Origin of the sequence: Venenivibrio stagnispumantis, from assembly GCF_900182795.1 — a bacterium.
Taxonomy (GTDB): domain Bacteria; phylum Aquificota; class Aquificia; order Aquificales; family Hydrogenothermaceae; genus Venenivibrio; species Venenivibrio stagnispumantis.
Map to the genome: position 1 here is coordinate 19,946 of NZ_FXTX01000018.1, position 15,573 is coordinate 35,518.

Annotated in this window: 16 protein-coding genes and 1 CRISPR repeat array; of the genes, 4 read left to right on the top strand and 12 right to left on the bottom strand. The window is 28.5% G+C overall.

Annotation, left to right across the window (positions count from 1 at the left end):
- Positions 1–48: 48 nt before the first annotated feature.
- Both QOR43_RS06975 and QOR43_RS06980 read left to right on the top strand, forming a co-directional pair.
- On the top strand, positions 49–969 hold the full coding sequence (locus tag QOR43_RS06975; RefSeq protein ID WP_265134839.1) for a histone deacetylase family protein: 921 nt from the start codon (positions 49–51) through the stop codon (positions 967–969).
- Positions 966–1,820, top strand: coding sequence for a complex I NDUFA9 subunit family protein (locus tag QOR43_RS06980; RefSeq protein ID WP_265134838.1), 855 nt, complete (start codon positions 966–968; stop codon positions 1,818–1,820). Before QOR43_RS06975 ends, QOR43_RS06980 begins: the two co-directional genes overlap by 4 nt.
- On the opposite strand, the gene QOR43_RS06985 is transcribed toward QOR43_RS06980, so the two are convergent.
- On the bottom strand, positions 1,812–2,012 hold the full coding sequence (locus QOR43_RS06985; RefSeq protein WP_265134837.1) for a hypothetical protein: 201 nt from the start codon (positions 2,010–2,012) through the stop codon (positions 1,812–1,814). The genes QOR43_RS06980 and QOR43_RS06985 overlap by 9 nt on opposite strands.
- A 79-nt stretch (positions 2,013–2,091) precedes the next feature.
- Positions 2,092–2,937 (bottom strand): DUF86 domain-containing protein, encoded by an 846-nt coding sequence (locus QOR43_RS06990; RefSeq protein ID WP_265134836.1) that lies wholly within the window; start codon positions 2,935–2,937, stop codon positions 2,092–2,094.
- A 136-nt stretch (positions 2,938–3,073) separates the two neighbouring features.
- Between QOR43_RS06990 and lpxC the strand changes: the two genes are divergently transcribed.
- Together lpxC and sdhA are read left to right on the top strand one after the other, a co-directional pair.
- On the top strand, positions 3,074–3,958 hold the full coding sequence (gene lpxC, locus QOR43_RS06995; RefSeq protein WP_265134835.1) for a UDP-3-O-acyl-N-acetylglucosamine deacetylase: 885 nt from the start codon (positions 3,074–3,076) through the stop codon (positions 3,956–3,958).
- A gap of 126 nt (positions 3,959–4,084) precedes the next feature.
- Positions 4,085–5,791 carry a succinate dehydrogenase flavoprotein subunit gene (gene sdhA / locus QOR43_RS07000; protein ID WP_265134834.1) on the top strand — a complete coding sequence of 569 codons (1,707 nt, stop codon included), beginning with the start codon at positions 4,085–4,087 and terminating at the stop codon, positions 5,789–5,791.
- A gap of 89 nt (positions 5,792–5,880) precedes the next feature.
- On the opposite strand, the gene QOR43_RS08630 is transcribed toward sdhA, so the two are convergent.
- From QOR43_RS08630 to cas6, 10 genes are all read right to left on the bottom strand, one after another.
- Positions 5,881–6,015 carry a hypothetical protein gene (locus QOR43_RS08630; protein WP_425609138.1) on the bottom strand — a complete coding sequence of 45 codons (135 nt, stop codon included), beginning with the start codon at positions 6,013–6,015 and terminating at the stop codon, positions 5,881–5,883.
- Positions 6,016–6,076: 61 nt separating this feature from the next.
- A CRISPR array of direct repeats spans positions 6,077–6,703; the repeat unit is 29 nt; unit sequence CTTTCTATCCCACATAGTTCAGATAAAAC.
- A gap of 317 nt (positions 6,704–7,020) precedes the next feature.
- The gene (gene cas2 / locus QOR43_RS07005; RefSeq protein WP_265134833.1) at positions 7,021–7,287 is read right to left on the bottom strand and encodes a CRISPR-associated endonuclease Cas2; all 267 of its coding nucleotides are present in this window, start codon (positions 7,285–7,287) and stop codon (positions 7,021–7,023) included.
- A gap of 2 nt (positions 7,288–7,289) precedes the next feature.
- Entirely contained in the window at positions 7,290–8,285 is a 996-nt protein-coding gene (gene cas1b / locus QOR43_RS07010) for a type I-B CRISPR-associated endonuclease Cas1b (RefSeq protein ID WP_265134832.1), read from the bottom strand.
- Positions 8,286–8,288: 3 nt separating this feature from the next.
- Positions 8,289–8,801, bottom strand: coding sequence for a CRISPR-associated protein Cas4 (cas4, locus tag QOR43_RS07015; protein WP_265134831.1), 513 nt, complete (start codon positions 8,799–8,801; stop codon positions 8,289–8,291).
- Between the two features lie 3 nt (positions 8,802–8,804).
- Positions 8,805–11,087: a CRISPR-associated helicase Cas3' gene (cas3, locus tag QOR43_RS07020; protein WP_265134830.1), complete on the bottom strand. Its 2,283-nt coding sequence runs from the start codon at positions 11,085–11,087 to the stop codon at positions 8,805–8,807.
- 13 nt (positions 11,088–11,100) lie between these two features.
- Entirely contained in the window at positions 11,101–11,739 is a 639-nt protein-coding gene (cas5, locus tag QOR43_RS07025) for a CRISPR-associated protein Cas5 (RefSeq protein ID WP_265134829.1), read from the bottom strand.
- A 2-nt stretch (positions 11,740–11,741) separates the two neighbouring features.
- On the bottom strand, positions 11,742–12,719 hold the full coding sequence (cas7i, locus tag QOR43_RS07030) for a type I-B CRISPR-associated protein Cas7/Cst2/DevR (RefSeq protein WP_265134827.1): 978 nt from the start codon (positions 12,717–12,719) through the stop codon (positions 11,742–11,744).
- A 16-nt stretch (positions 12,720–12,735) separates the two neighbouring features.
- Positions 12,736–13,014: a ribbon-helix-helix domain-containing protein gene (locus QOR43_RS07035; protein ID WP_265134826.1), complete on the bottom strand. Its 279-nt coding sequence runs from the start codon at positions 13,012–13,014 to the stop codon at positions 12,736–12,738.
- A gap of 27 nt (positions 13,015–13,041) precedes the next feature.
- Positions 13,042–14,622 (bottom strand): hypothetical protein, encoded by a 1,581-nt coding sequence (locus QOR43_RS07040; protein ID WP_265134825.1) that lies wholly within the window; start codon positions 14,620–14,622, stop codon positions 13,042–13,044.
- Entirely contained in the window at positions 14,622–15,419 is a 798-nt protein-coding gene (gene cas6 / locus QOR43_RS07045; protein ID WP_265134824.1) for a CRISPR-associated endoribonuclease Cas6, read from the bottom strand. Before cas6 ends, QOR43_RS07040 begins: the two co-directional genes overlap by 1 nt.
- Positions 15,420–15,573 lie beyond the last annotated feature (154 nt).

A 15,573-nucleotide genomic window follows, 5' to 3' on the forward strand; every position in this document is an offset into this window, starting at 1 on the left:
GTTTTCATCATTATTTTTTTTTATAAAACAATATAAAAGGAGCTAAAAATGGCTAAGGTTGGATATATTTATGATGATATTTATTTAAAACATGATACCGGTGAAGGACATCCTGAAAGAAAAGAAAGGTTAATATCTATAAATGAGCATATAAAAGATTTAAAAGATAAGCTTATTTTTATATCTCCGAGAAAAGCCACCGTAAAAGAGATAACATTAATACATGATACATATTATCCGCAGGAAATTATGGATTTTTGCAGTGCAGGTGGTGGCTATCTTGACCCTGATACAAAGGTAAGTGAGCTATCTTATGAAGCTGCAACTTATGCAGTAGGTGCAGGACTTGAAGCAATTGATAAAATAAAAGAAGGAAAAGTTGAGAGAGTTTTTGCAGCTGTAAGACCACCGGGGCACCATGCTGAAAAATCTAATGCTATGGGTTTTTGTATATTTAATAATATAGCCATAGCCGCAAGATATGCACAAACAAAAGGTTATGAGAAGGTTTTTATTATAGATTTTGATGCCCATCACGGCAATGGAACCCAAAGGGCTTTTTATGAAGATGACACCGTATTTTATTTTAGCACCCATGAATATCCATTTTATCCCGGAACCGGCTCAAAAGATGAAAAAGGAGCCGGAAAAGGTTATGGATACACCTATAATGTCCCTTTACCTGCCGGCACAGGTGATGAACTGTATTTAGATATATATCAAAATCTATTACCTGAGCTTGTAAAAGATTTTAAACCGGATATAATACTTGTATCGGCAGGATATGATTTGCATAAAGATGACCCGCTTACATACCTTGAAGTATCTACAGAAGGAATAGGAGCCATTGTAGAAGCTATTTTAAAAACTGCTGATGTGCCGTTTTTATTTATGTTAGAAGGTGGTTATAACCTAAAAGCCCTCGGAGAAAGTGTAAGATTAACAATTGAAAAAATGGTGGAAATATGAGAATATTAATAACCGGTGGAACCGGATTTGTAGGCAGGTATATAGTAGATGCTTTGGCAGATGATTACACTATAATATTACCTGTCCGCAATGTAGAAAAAATAAATAGATTATATAAAAAAGACAATATAATACCTATCCAATTTAAAGAAAACCTAAAAGATATTGTTATAGAGCAAAATCCGGATATTGTAATTAATCTACTCGGTATATTAAAAGAAGAAAATGGGGCTACTTTTGAAAAAGTTCATTTTGAATATTCAAAAAAATTGATAGATGGAGCAAAAAATATAAAAATTAAAAAATTTATCCAGATGTCAGCCCTTGGAGCAGATATAAACTCAAAAAGTAAATACCAACAAACAAAAGCAAAAGCGGAAAAATATCTGATAGAATCCGGTTTAGATTATGTGATTTTTAGACCTTCAATTATTATGGGCAAAGAGCAAAAATTATTTGAAGATTTTAAAAAATTTGCAAAAATTACACCTATATTTTTAGCACCGGTAGATGCTAAGGTTCAGCCGGTTCATATATTAGATGTAAGAGATTGTTATATTAAAGCAGTAAAAACAGATATAAAAAATGAGATTTTTGAACTTTGTGGAGATAAAATAATCAATTATAAAGAGCTTTTTGATTTTGCTTTAAGATATATAGGAATAAAAAGATTAGTTATCCCTGTCCCGAGAATATTTTTTAAACCAATAGCAGAGATATCTTCAATTTTGCCACAGGCACCTATCACAAAAGACCAATATTATATGCTTGAAAAAGACAATATATGCTCCGGTAAATACAAAGGAGTAAAGGATTTATTAGGTAGCATCAGAAATCCTTTCTCATTCTAAGGTAATTTTATAATCAAAACCATCCAAATCATCAAAATCAATAGTTTTTGTTATTCTAAGATTACATACCGGACATTTTATATCTAAAAATCCGGTTTTGTTCCATACAAGCAATGTTTCTGTTATTGTGTTTCCACATTTACAAACAAATTTAATTGTTTTAAATTGAAGTTCTAAATCCTGCTTTAGCATAATCTTTTACCTCCAAATTTATTTGATAAAATATTACAGCAAGAAGATTAAAGGATTATGAAGATTTGATTAAAATAAATTAAAGATTTTCGCCTTTTATTTTTTTGATAACTTCTTTTAAAAACTGCATAGAGTAATCTTTTATATTTATCAAAATCTCATATAATTTAGCAGTATCTATCTCTTTTGTTGGGTCTGCAAGTATATCTTTTAAAGATACTATTTCCTGCAAATTTTTACCTGTTTCTTCTGATATAAAATTGTTTTCTGCAAGGGTTTGTAAGCAGTTAGAAGATAGTTTTAAATTTGCCTGCCTTACAATATGTCGGCATATCCAGTTTATACTATCTATAATCATTACAAGATAATATCTTGTCCTATCTATTGCATAACTACTATTTTTAAACTCTTCTTCTTTATAATTTTGAAATGTTTTCAATTTGTGAAGTGAAGAGTTTATTGCATTAAGGTATTGATTAAATTTTTTTACATTTATATTAATTGCAAATTTAGGCTCTTTTTCTTTAAGTTCTTTTACTACTGTTGCAAGCTCTTTTAAAAATAAATTATCAAGAGTTGTGTATAACTCTTTTGTAAAGCTGTATAATTCTTTGTCTGAATAGCTAAAATTTTCCTGAAATAATTTTTCTCTTAGATGGATTAAATCTAAAAATGTTCTTGTTAATTTTGCAGAAAATAATTGCTCTTCTGTCAGTTTTTGCAAACAATTTTCTTTTATTTTAAGCAAATGACAGGCTACTTTTTCAAGCTCATCATATAAAAGCATTAGATAATATTTAGTTCTATCCGGATACATTGGTGTTTTTATAAATGTTTCTTCTCCAAAATCTATTATCTGTTTTAATTTTTTTAAAGTAGATTTTATCTTTGTTGCCCTCTCATTTAGATATTCTATATCTATCAAATCACTTACCTCAACTTTTGGTATTTTTGCAAAAATGCAAAAGCTACATTAAAATATATGCAGTTTCTACAAATATTTTTAAATGGCATAAAATTTGCATCAATAATTTTAAACTAAATTAATAAGGAAGAGTTAAATGATTTGTCAATTTCAAAGGACTATAAAGAATGAGATTGAGATAAAAGGAATAGGAGTCCATTCCGGTGAGATAACAAAAATAAGATTAATACCGGCAAAAGAAAATGAAGGTATAAATTTTATAAGAAAAGATGTTATCATTCCTGCAAAAATTGAGTATGCCCATTCTTTTGATTTTGCTACATCTTTATATAAAGATGAAGTATCTGTAAAAACAGTAGAGCATCTTTTAGCCGCATTATATTTTACCGGTATAGATAATTTATATATAGAAATAGATAATGAAGAAATGCCTATTTTAGATGGTAGTAGCAAAGGTTTTGTAGATAAAATAAAAGAAGCCGGAATATTAACATTAAATGAAGAAAAAATTTATGCAGTTTTGGATAGATATATAAAAGTAGAACTTGGAGATAAATATATAGAAGCAAAGCCATCTGATAATTTAAAAGTAACATACAAAGCAGAATATAATAACAATATAATAGGGAATAAATCTTTTACTTATGTAGCTGACAACAAAGATTCATTTATGGGAGTTTACACAGCAAGAACTTATTGCTTTTTAGAAGAAGTGGAATATCTCAAAAGTATTGGTCTTGCAAAAGGTGGCTCTCTTGAAAATGCTGTCGTATTTAGTAATGATAAAGTTTTAAATGCAGAAGGGCTTAGATTTGAAGATGAACCGGTTAGACATAAAGTTCTTGATTTAATCGGTGATTTATATCTTCTTGGATATCCATTAATAGCAGAAATTTTATCTTTCAAAGGCGGACATAGATTAAATGCAGAATTTGTCAGAACATTACTATCAGAAAAAGCTATCTCTTTAAAATATGCATCTGAAATTTATAATCCGGATAAATTGGCAGTTAATTTTTAACCTATTTATCAAATCCGAAAAAATCTTCCTTTTCAAAATAATAAAAAGTTACAAAAACTATAGAAAATATTTTTTTATTGTTTTATAATAAAACAATGTTTTATAAAACAGAAGGAGGCATAAAAAATGTTAAAGTATGATGTTTTAATTGTAGGAGCCGGTGGTGCCGGTTTAATGGCTGCCCTTGAAGCAAGTAAAGCAAAGGATTTAAAAATTGGAGTAATAACAAAGGTTTATCCAACCCGCTCTCATACCGGAGCGGCACAGGGTGGTATAAATGCAGCCCTTGCAAATGTTGACCCTTCTGACAATCCGGAAGTTCATACTTTTGACACAATAAAAGGTAGTGATTATCTTGGAGACCAAGATGCAATTGAATTTATGTGTTATGAAGCTCCAAAAAGAATATATGAACTTGAACATCTTGGAGTTCCTTTTTCAAGACTTGAAGATGGAAGAATAGCCCAGAGACCTTTTGGTGGTGCAGGATTTCCAAGAACATGTTATGCAGCAGATAAAACAGGACACGTTATATTACATACATTATATGAACAATGCTTAAAAAATGATGTTGAATTTTTAAATGAATGGTTTGTAAAAGAACTTATTATTGACAATAATGAAGCTAAAGGTGTAATAGCAATAGATATAAGAAATGGTGAAGTCCATGCAATAGCAGCAAAAGCTATTATCTTTGCAACCGGTGGATATGCAAGGGTTTATTGGGTAAGAAATACAAATGCTATCGGTTCAACCGGTGATGGAATGGCAATATGTTATAGAGCAGGTATTCCTCTTAAAGATATGGAATTTGTCCAATTCCATCCAACAGGGCTTCGTTCAACCGGTATATTGGTAACAGAAGGAGCAAGAGGTGAAGGTGGATATCTAATAAATAACAAAGGCGAAAGATTTATGGCAAGATATGCTCCTCAAAAGATGGAACTTGCACCAAGAGATTTAGTAGCAAGGTCTATAGAAACGGAAATTTTAGAAGGAAGAGGATGGGGAGAAGGTATGATGGCTTATGTCCATCTTGACCTTAGACATCTTGGTGCTGAAAAAATCAAAAAGAAACTTCCTCAAATAAGACAACTTTGTATAGATTTTGAAGGAGTTGACCCTATAGAAGAACCAATTCCTGTAAGACCAACAGCCCATTATTCTATGGGTGGTATAGATGTTAGAGATTACAAAACAAGTATGACAGGTGTCAATGGCGTATTTGCAGTTGGTGAATGTGCTTGTGTATCTGTTCACGGAGCAAACAGATTAGGTGGAAACTCATTACTTGATTTAGTAGTATTTGGAAAACCTGCCGGAGCAGCAGCAGTAGAATATGCAAGAAATAAATCCGAAAGCAATTATAACCTCAAAGCAGAAGAAGAAAGAGCAAGAAAAGAGATAGAAGAGCTACTCAGAAAAGAAAGCAAAGAAAATATAAATAATATAAGAATGGAAATGGCACAGACTATGTGGGACAAAGTAGGTATATTTAGAGAAGAAAAACCTATGTTAGAAGCAATAGAAAAGATAAAAGAGTTAAAAGAAAGATACAAATTATTAGCTCCGGGAGATAGTGGAAGATTATTTAATACTGCTTTAATTAATTATATAGAGCTTGGATATCTATTAGATTTAGCAGAAGCAATTGCAGTAACTGCTGTCCTTAGAAAAGAAAGTAGAGGAGCCCATGCAAGAAGAGATTATCCTAACAGAGATGATGAAAATTTCCTCAAACACTCCCTTGCATATTACACTCCTGAAGGTCCTAAAGTAGAATACTCAGAAGTAAGAATAACAAAATATCAACCACAAGAAAGAAAATATTAAAAAAATTATCTCCCTCCTTATCGGAGGGAGTTTTAAAAATGGAAAAATTTATTATATACGCTGCATTGTTTATAACATTTACAACTGCATTAGGTTCTGTTTTTTGCCGTTATATTTAAAAAATTTCCGGATTGGTGGCTTGATGTTAGCTTAGCATTTAGCGGTGGAATAATGCTTGTTGCAAGTTTTACCTCTCTTATTTTACCATCTATAAAAATTGGCAAGGTACCCACATAGTTCAGATAAAACTTGAAGTAGCTCACAAAGTTTTTAGTCCTGTATTAACTTTCTATCCCACATAGTTCAGATAAAACTGGAATACTATGAATTTAAATTTTTCGTAACTTTTGCTTTCTATCCCACATAGTTCAGATAAAACAAGTTGATTTGTATTCTGACTCGGAATATGTAGTAAGCTTTCTATCCCACATAGTTCAGATAAAACCCCTTCTTACAAACCTTGATTTAAAGCCACATTTCTAACTTTCTATCCCACATAGTTCAGATAAAACAAAATAGTCCGAGGTCGGACTAATTTGATATAAAAAGCTTTCTATCCCACATAGTTCAGATAAAACAATTGGAAGTGGGATGATTATTCACGTGAAAACAGTCCTTTCTATCCCACATAGTTCAGATAAAACTCTCCAGTCTGACAATGACTGAAAAAACAAACATCTATCTTTCTATCCCACATAGTTCAGATAAAACTCTCCAGTCTGACAATGACTGAAAAAACAAACATCTATCTTTCTATCCCACATAGTTCAGATAAAACTCTCCAGTCTGACAATGACTGAAAAAACAAACATCTATCTTTCTATCCCACATAGTTCAGATAAAACTCTCCAGTCTGACAATGACTGAAAAAACAAACATCTATCTTTCTATCCCACATAGTTCAGATAAAACCCGTCAATTTTTATGTAAAAAATAATAATGAAATTTTTTAATTTTGTCAAGAGGTTTTTAGCAAAAATTAGTTTAAAACCGAATAACCGGAAATTAATATTTTTTGCATTGAACCTTTAATAATGCAAATATATTTTCTGTTATATTCTCGCTAATCATTGATACAAGCCAAGTCAAGCAGAAATATATTTTCTGTTGAAAATGCAAAATTTTTCAAAAAATAAAACAGCGTTTGATTAATAGACTTATCTTTCTCCTTAAAAATAAGAAAGAAAGCCTATCCTTTTATTCTGTTGCCAAGTAACAAAAATATTATATCATAAAAAATTGTCTATATGACCTTTTTCTATTCCTAAAACATTTTTTTCTAAATTCTTCGGATTTTCTACCTTATAAACATAAACACTATCTTCTTTTATTTCTATAACATTATTAACTTCTGCCATGCATTTTGAAAGTTTTCCCTCTGATATTTCACCTTCAAAAGTTGAAAGTTGCGTCCAATAAAGATATTTTCTTAAAATCTTTCTGACCTTATTTAACCTTTTATCATCGGTTATATCATAAGTGATAATCACATACATATTTACCACCAAGCTTTAAATGGTTTATATTCTTCATCTCCTATAAGATGTTTTATTAGCTTGTAGCATTCTAATCTTATTAAATATCCATAAGATACATTTCTCTTTAATTTTCTATGTTTTATTGTTTTTGATAATCTCTCTTCATAAGCCTTTAAAAATTTTTTTCTTCCTTCTTCATTTAGATAAACATAATTTAAATTCTCATCAAAATCTTGTTTTGTTATCTGTTTTGTATTAATTAGACCAAATATAATTGGGTCTATTATAAATGTTTTAAAAATTTCCGATAAATCTAAGGACAAGGAAAATCTTTTTTCTTGTGGTGAGTGTAGATAGCTAATTGTAGGGTCAAGCTGTGTTCTATAAATTTCTGTCAAGACGGTGTTATACATAACAGAGTTTCCAAAGCTGATTAAGGCATTTATAGGGTTGGTTGGTGGCCTTTTTTCTCTTTTTTCCATAAAGAAATCATCATTTTTTATAATTTTATTGAAAAGTTGATAATATCTATCTCTTATGTTTCCTTCTATTGCCATTAATTCTTCCGGTATTTTTGTTTTAAAAATTTTCGGTAAAAGTTCTTTTTCTATATCTTCATAATCTTTTGGATTTATATCATTTTTCCTTAAATTTCTTAAAATATGATGGACTGCTCCTTCTATAAAGCTTATTGCAAGATATTGTCTTTTTCCTTCATCTATATGGTGTTTTACCTGCTCAACTAATAAATATCCGGAAATATTTTTCTTTCTTGGCAAAAAACTTCCGGAATAAAATCCATAATAATTGTAAATATGAACCGGAATATCAAATTGAGAAAGATAATTTAAAGCTTTTGTATTAAAATCCACTTCGCCAAATATATGTATAGAATCTATATCATTTATAGCAAGTGGTTTTTTTATTACTTCACCATCTTTTTCTGTTTCAAAATATATAGTATTTTCAGCTCTTTTTATTCTACCATTTGAATTAATATAAAATCTTCTTGCCATATTTCACCCGTAGCAAAATTCGTAATATGCACATTTTTTGCAATAAGGAGCATCTATAACAGTCGGTGGCTTATCTTTTTTCAAAATTTTATTTATTTCTGCCAAAATTTCTTCTATCTTTTTTTCATATTCCGGTGTTAGCTCTATATATTCTTTTTTCTTCTGCTTTGGATAATTTATTATGCCTTTCTTTTCTATACCAAGTCTTTTAAGATAATAAAGATAATATAAAATCTGCATTTTATCTGCTTCTTCCATTTTGTCCGAATATTTCACTTCCCTTATATTAAGGTTATCTACTATATCAATAGAGATAAGATTATCTATTAAAATCTCCTTTGCATTTTCCCTTTTATAACTTTCTTCATGAAGCAAAATACCGAGTAAAACCTTATCAGATTTATCTTCCATAGAAATTTTCCTATCAAAAAGCCATAATTTCCTCTGACAAATAAAATAATAATTAACTTTTATTCCATTAACTTTAAGCTCTTCAAAATTTATCTCTTCCATCATAGATTATATAAAAATCTCCTCATCAAATTGATAATTACCTAAAATCTCTTTATCTATTCTAATACCAAGCTCATCATCATAAACAAAATATTTTGCAAGAAGATATATATCTAAATCCCTATCTAAAATTTCATAAGGATTTTTATCTTTTATTTTCTCATTTAAAACCCAATAAACCGGAATTGGAACTTTTAAATCATTTATCTGTCTTAAAATATCTATTCTTTTTAATCTTTTTTCTTCTTTATCCTGAATATTTTTTAGCTCTTTATATTTATTTATTAAATCTTCAACTTTATCTTTGAATATACAAGGAATAGCTTCAAAGCTAAATGTATCTCTAAAAATAAGTTGTGTTTCTTTTTTAAATAAATAATCCCAATTGGAATTTAAAACCTTTTCAACTTCTTTCCATTTTTCAAAATATTCAGAATTTAATCTTTTTAGATTTTCTCTTGAATAAAGAATTTCAACAATTTTTCTTTTTTCTTTTGAAAGTAGATAACCTTCTTTATCCAAATATTGCTGTATTAATTTTATACTTTCATCTCTTAAAACTTTTTCATATATATCTTTTTTTTCATCAACTTCTGAAAGTATATAAATATTTGGTTCTCCGGTATAATCTTCTTTTCTGTGTCTCCATATTCTTCCCATTCTTTGAATTAGACTATCTGCCGGTGCAACTTCTGTAAATAAAATATCAAAATCTATATCAAGTGAAGCCTCTACAAGCTGTGTTGATACCCAGATTTTTCCTTTGGCTGTCTGATAATCATTTTTTATTTGTTCCTCTTTTTTTCTTCTTGCTTCCCATATAAACCGGCTATGAAGAAGATTTTTATCTTTATAATCAAGATTTTTATATATTTCCTGTGCTGTGCTTACCGTATTTGTCAAAACAAGAACATTTTTATTATTTTTTGCTTTTTCTACAATAATATCTAAAATATCAAAAATATTTTTTTGTAAGATTTCTATTTTATGCCTTTTTGTATTATCTATTGTTAATGGGTCATCTGTTTTTATTTCAAATCCGAGTTTTTCAAGCTCTTCTTTTATTATCTGTGGAAGTGTAGCCGTTATTATGAGATATTTTGCTCCGAGTTTTGTTGTTTCTTCTATCTGCTTTAAAATCGGAACTATTTGAGATGGGTCAAAACCTTGAATTTCATCAATTACTATATCAGAATAAGATAAAGTGGCATATATTTTTTCATAAGTTGGATATTTAAAAACTGCTGTAAAAAGCTGGTCAGCAGTAGATATTGTAATAGGTTTTGATAAATTTTTAGTATTATCATAATCTCTAAGGATTGTAAAATCTTCTGTATCTTTATTGGCAAAAATATAAAATAAACTGGTTGAATGTAAAAGTCCTACTTTTTCTTTACCAAATATCTGTTTCATTGTCTCAAACATTGCATTTGTAGATGTTCTATTTGGTAATACATAAAACATTTTTCTTTTGCTCCATAATGTAGCAAGTCCTGTTTTACCAAGTCCGGTATCTGCTACTAAAACGAGATTCTCTCTATCTTTAAATTTTTTCTGAAAATCTCTTAAATTTCTCGGTTTATTATTTTTTTCAAGATAATTTAAAAATAAATCTTCCCTATTTTCTTTTATAGGCTCTTCTTCTATTATCAAATCTTCTCCGGAAGCTGAATGGTCTATCCTAATAAGTAATCCGGATATTTTTATAACTGATTTTACAAAATTATCATTATTTTTCAATTTATCATTTAATTTTTTTATATCTCCTATGTTATCAATAATATATTCAAAACGTTTTTTATAAAAATTGGCTGTTTGTGGAGTTAAACTATTTATTCCTATATGGGAGAAAAAATTGGAGATATTTTTTCCTATTTCATCAATTAAAAGTTTTATACCAACATTATTTAAATATTCTCTACCTCTGGCGTGGTGGTTTATTATGGAGTATATGATTATAGATAGCTCTTGAAGGTTAAATTTATCTTTAAGATTTTCAAGGAATAATGGAGATAGATATTGGTGGGGTATTTTATCATCTTTTTCTTTGCTACATTTAACGGGTTTTAATTTTGGATTTGCAGGAAGTTTGCACTGAAAAAGTTTATTTAATTTTCCATAATCATGATACTCAATAGCTACTTTCAAAAGCTCTTTCTCTTTTTCTGTCAAAACTTCCGGATAATGATTAATAAAAATATTAAATTGTTTAAATAAATCATCTATATGCTCTCTTATAGTAGTTCCATCAGATTTAGCAAGATGTGTTTTTAAGTGGTTATTTAACAATTTTTCTACCTCTTTAAATATAACTGATTATATATTTACCATCAAAGATATTTGTATATTTTGCTCCGGTTTCTGCTCTCGTATAAATTAAATTAACAGGTTTATAATCAATTATCTTTTTATTTTCATCAACGATGGTATCAAGAGCCATACTAAAAATACTTCCTTCTTGACCTTGTGATTGCTCCCATTTTAAATAGATATTTGTTTCTTCCTCATAAATATCTTCATATTTATTAAATGGTAATTCTTCCAATCCTTCCTCAATAGTGATATCTATTATTAAATCCTCTTGTCTTCCAAGTCTGAAAATTTTCGGAGAGTATTTTATAGCTTTTATAATCTTTTCTTCAAATGGAGATTTTATATGAATAATCCATCTGCATTCGTGGAGTTTCTGGATTGGTATAATATCTCTTTCTGAAGAACCTTTACGAATTTTGATTAATCGCTCTTTTTCAATAGAAATACTTTTATAACTACCTTGGATAGAAAGTTTTGTATTTTCAAAATTTATACTTTCATAATCTGTTATTGCCCTTAAAAAACCATAAATTGTAGATGGTGGTGGGAGTAGGTAGCTTAGATAAGGATTTCCCACCGATGGAATTCTAAAATGTGCTGTTTCCTGATATATTTCAAGTCTTATCATTTTTAACTCTCTTTAAATATTTCTTCTATAAGCTCATTTATAACCTGATTATAATTCATAAAATCTGCTGTTTTTATTATTTTTTCTTCGGAATTTGCAAACCTTTCAAGCAGTTGTGATAGTTCCTCTGTATCCAAATAACCACCTTCGGATAATTTTTCTTTTAAAAACTTTTTAATAATCATAAAATATTTTGGTGCTATATAATCAAGAGAAAAAGCACTGAAAAATGGAGTTAAATTTCTTTCGGAGCCTTCTATTCTTTTAGCAAGCTCTCCCATTCCTTCCAGTAGCTGTTTAATTCTTTTTTTTCTTTCTTCTTTTTTTAGCATTATTTTTGTTATTTTCTTATTTTTATCATAATCTATTGTTTCAATAATATTAAGCCAGTTTTTAATTTTCTCTTCTGATAGCTCTTTATCAAGACCTAAAACTTTATATATTTTCTTTATTTTTTCTTCTAAGTTATCATTTTCGCTGATTTTTGTGTCTATGGTAGATATTTCCTGAACTCCAACTCTGTCAATTTCTATTCCAAAAGGCATAATATATATTCGGTAAAAATTTTCTTTATTTATAATGTTTGCTTCATTTTCTCCGTATAATTTGGAGATTGCCATATTTGTCATAAATTCCATATCTCCAAAATAATTATTAATTGATATTCCATTATCAACTAAAAAAGTTGCCGGTCTTTCATATTTTGGTTTTGCTATCATTGTTCCGGCAAAATCAAATTCTTCGCTGTCTATGATTGTTCCGGTTCTTTGGACAACCCCACCTTCTTTTGTAACAAAAGGAATAGACCAACCTTTATTTCCTTGCAATGCTGTCCATAAAGCTCTTTTGTAAGAAACCGGAGAAAAGAAAACTTTTATACCTTCCGGAGTGGATATTTTCTTAACTGTAGCTATATTACCTAACCCATCTCCTCTATTTACAACTCCTGTTTCAATAACAAAAACACCTGTAAGCTTCATCTTTTTTTACCTCCATTTACATAAGTTCTTCTTTATCCATCATTGGATAATGTTTTTTATTTAAAGCTCTTTCTCCTTTTCTCAAATTCCTTAAAAAATTTTCTACATCATCAGTTTGATAACTCCATATACCTGCCACTTCTTTTATAGCTTTTAAAAGAGTTTCCTTATTTTGGTCAATCTCTTTTCTTAGCTTTTCTCTAATAAGTTCTGAAATTGTTTTGCCCGTTTTCAAACTTTCTTCTTTTAAATATTTATAAATTTCTTCATCTAAATATATCTGCGTTCTCTTCATAACTAACACCTCAAGTATTTATATACATTACAAACTATTCTCTTTTACAGTTTTTTCATTTTCCTTCTCAACTTTCTCTTCCGGTTTTCTTGTCATTACTGAAAGAGCAATAGTTGTTGCAATATCTTTATAACTATCTTTTCTTATCATACTTAATAGATTGCTATCTATCGGGGCATCATAACTTATCATAACTCTTGTTAAAGTTTCCATAAACTGGTCAAATGTTCCCTTAGAAGCATCTAAGAAAGAATTAGCAAGCGAAATAATCTTATTATTGAAAGTATTCCAATTTATATCTCCATCTTCCGATAAAGATGAATAAACTCTTCCTCTTAAAAACTGTCCGTATTCCTTAAAGCTATCATACATATCCATACCCAAAGCCTCCTCTAAGATAAAATGCATTTTTAAAATATAAAGTAATACATCTATATAAAACCCTTTTACCGGTGGATTTTTGACATTTTTTTGTCTGAAATTTTCGGACATTAATGCAAATTTTAAAAATTTTTGAACCAATATTATTAATTTTTGATTATTCGCAATAGCATTTAATATTTCTTTTGAAAGATTTACAACCTCATATCCTTTTTTAGATTTTACATATCCAAAAAGGCTGTTTTTATAATTGGTATAAAGTTTTTCAAGCTCATTTTCCAATTTTATTAAATTTTTAATTGTTTTTTCTGTAAGAAAATAAAAATCCAACTTAGGATTTTGAGAGTCAAGATAAAATTCCAATATTTGTAGCTCTTTAATAGAACCATCTTTTTTTAGCTTTAATTTTTCATAATCAATAATTCTTTTTGTAATCTCTCCAATATCCGAAATCTTAAGCCCTTCATTTAGATTTTCTAAATCATTTAAATTTGTTCTATAAATCACAACAGCATTTAGCTCATTTCCCAAGAAGGTAAAAGATTGAGTAATAGCAAGATTAGATACCAAGCAATAAGGACATATAAAGATAGACGGCTCGCCAAACCAAAAAGCATTAAATTGAGCAGGAGCAAAGAAAAATGTGTCTCTTGTTATTCTTTTCCCTTTATGTTGCTGACAAAAAGAGCAAGTTTTATCTTCTATATCTTTATACAATTTATTAATAGCTTTTTGTAAAGTATCCTCACCTCTAACATTCATATCTGCTTGAAAATTTAAAAGAATATTATTTAATAAATTTACAGCTTTATTCCAAAGAATATCTTCTATATCTTTTTGTGAAAAACTTTTCTCCGTGAGATTTTCAGATAAAAATTTATAGATTGGTAAAGATAGATTTTTTATAACATCTTTTAAATTTTTCTTATTTTTTACAACTTCTTCAAGATTTAAATCTATAAAAGAAACCGTTTTTTCTTTAAAAATTTTTTCAACTTTTTTATTATCATCTTTAAATAAAGTAGATGCTACTTTTTCTAAAAAATAATTTCCGGATTTTTGAGAGACTAACCTTAATATAATTAGCTCTAAAATCTCTTCCGGTTTTTTATCTATTTCTATATAAAAATCATCTGATTGATAAGGCTCTCCAAAGAAATCTAATATTTTTTTTAATCCATATACTCCAAGGTCATATTGAAAATTACCGGTTAAATAATATCTCATTACCCAAGAACCTCCACCATACCAAAGCCTTGACCGGTTCTATTGCCTATGCCGATTTTATATAAAATTTCTAAATCTTTCTGATGTCCAGTTAATCTGAATATTCCGGAGTTTGAAGTTAAATACATTATTGGCTTTCCGGTTTTTTCTCTAAAATCCTTTAATGTATGTTTTATAACCTGTTTCTCCATTTTGATAGGCTCAAATTTTAATGGTTTTTCTAAGCCTTTACCTTTTATATGTGGAGATTTTAAAATTTTATCTGTTATCTGATTTAGATGAAACTCAAAATCTTTATCTGAAAATAAAACCGGATTATCATTTTCATCTTCTACTATTATTGGCGAATTTGTTTTAAATACTATATCCTCCGATTTTATAGGTCTTTCATTTAATGATATAACTTTTTCTATCTGCCATACTATTTTTTCTCCATTTATTAACATATTTTTATCAGAGCTAAAATCAAAATTTTTTAATCTTTTCAATCCATTAAAAACACTTATCAAAAATCTATAATCCAAAGCAGAAATAAATAAAGAAAGATAACCTCCTTCTATATTAAAAACTGTGTCTTCTATGACAAAATTTTCATCTATTTGGATTTTGGCTTTTTCCGGTTTTTTCTCTTTTGGTAAAAGAAGATTAAAACTAAAAGGCTTTGTTATTTTACCATTATAAAGAAACTCTTTATAATCTTTATCTGCTTTTTTCAGAGCTTCTTTAAAAAGAGATATTACCCTATGCCTATAAATAATTGGTATTTTGTTTGTTTTAATCAGAACTTTTATTCTCATTTTTCTCCACCTTTCTTTTTTATTTAAAACGAAAATTTTATAAAATTTCTGACTTTATTTGAGGCTGTTTGAAAAATCCCAAATAGTTGATTTTCCTTGTTTCTAAAACTGACTTTAAAAATAACCAAAAAATAAGGAAAAAAATAATTTTCGC

Coding starts and splice junctions, on each gene's coding strand:
- QOR43_RS06975 (WP_265134839.1), top strand. CDS start 49: ATGGCTAAGGTTGGATATATTTATGATGATATTTATTTAAAACATGAT.
- QOR43_RS06980 (WP_265134838.1), top strand. CDS start 966: ATGAGAATATTAATAACCGGTGGAACCGGATTTGTAGGCAGGTATATA.
- QOR43_RS06985 (WP_265134837.1), bottom strand. CDS start 2,012: ATGCTAAAGCAGGATTTAGAACTTCAATTTAAAACAATTAAATTTGTT.
- lpxC (WP_265134835.1), top strand. CDS start 3,074: ATGATTTGTCAATTTCAAAGGACTATAAAGAATGAGATTGAGATAAAA.
- sdhA (WP_265134834.1), top strand. CDS start 4,085: ATGTTAAAGTATGATGTTTTAATTGTAGGAGCCGGTGGTGCCGGTTTA.
- cas2 (WP_265134833.1), bottom strand. CDS start 7,287: ATGTATGTGATTATCACTTATGATATAACCGATGATAAAAGGTTAAAT.
- cas1b (WP_265134832.1), bottom strand. CDS start 8,285: ATGGCAAGAAGATTTTATATTAATTCAAATGGTAGAATAAAAAGAGCT.
- cas4 (WP_265134831.1), bottom strand. CDS start 8,801: ATGATGGAAGAGATAAATTTTGAAGAGCTTAAAGTTAATGGAATAAAA.
- cas5 (WP_265134829.1), bottom strand. CDS start 11,739: ATGATAAGACTTGAAATATATCAGGAAACAGCACATTTTAGAATTCCA.
- cas7i (WP_265134827.1), bottom strand. CDS start 12,719: ATGAAGCTTACAGGTGTTTTTGTTATTGAAACAGGAGTTGTAAATAGA.
- QOR43_RS07035 (WP_265134826.1), bottom strand. CDS start 13,014: ATGAAGAGAACGCAGATATATTTAGATGAAGAAATTTATAAATATTTA.
- QOR43_RS07040 (WP_265134825.1), bottom strand. CDS start 14,622: ATGAGATATTATTTAACCGGTAATTTTCAATATGACCTTGGAGTATAT.
- cas6 (WP_265134824.1), bottom strand. CDS start 15,419: ATGAGAATAAAAGTTCTGATTAAAACAAACAAAATACCAATTATTTAT.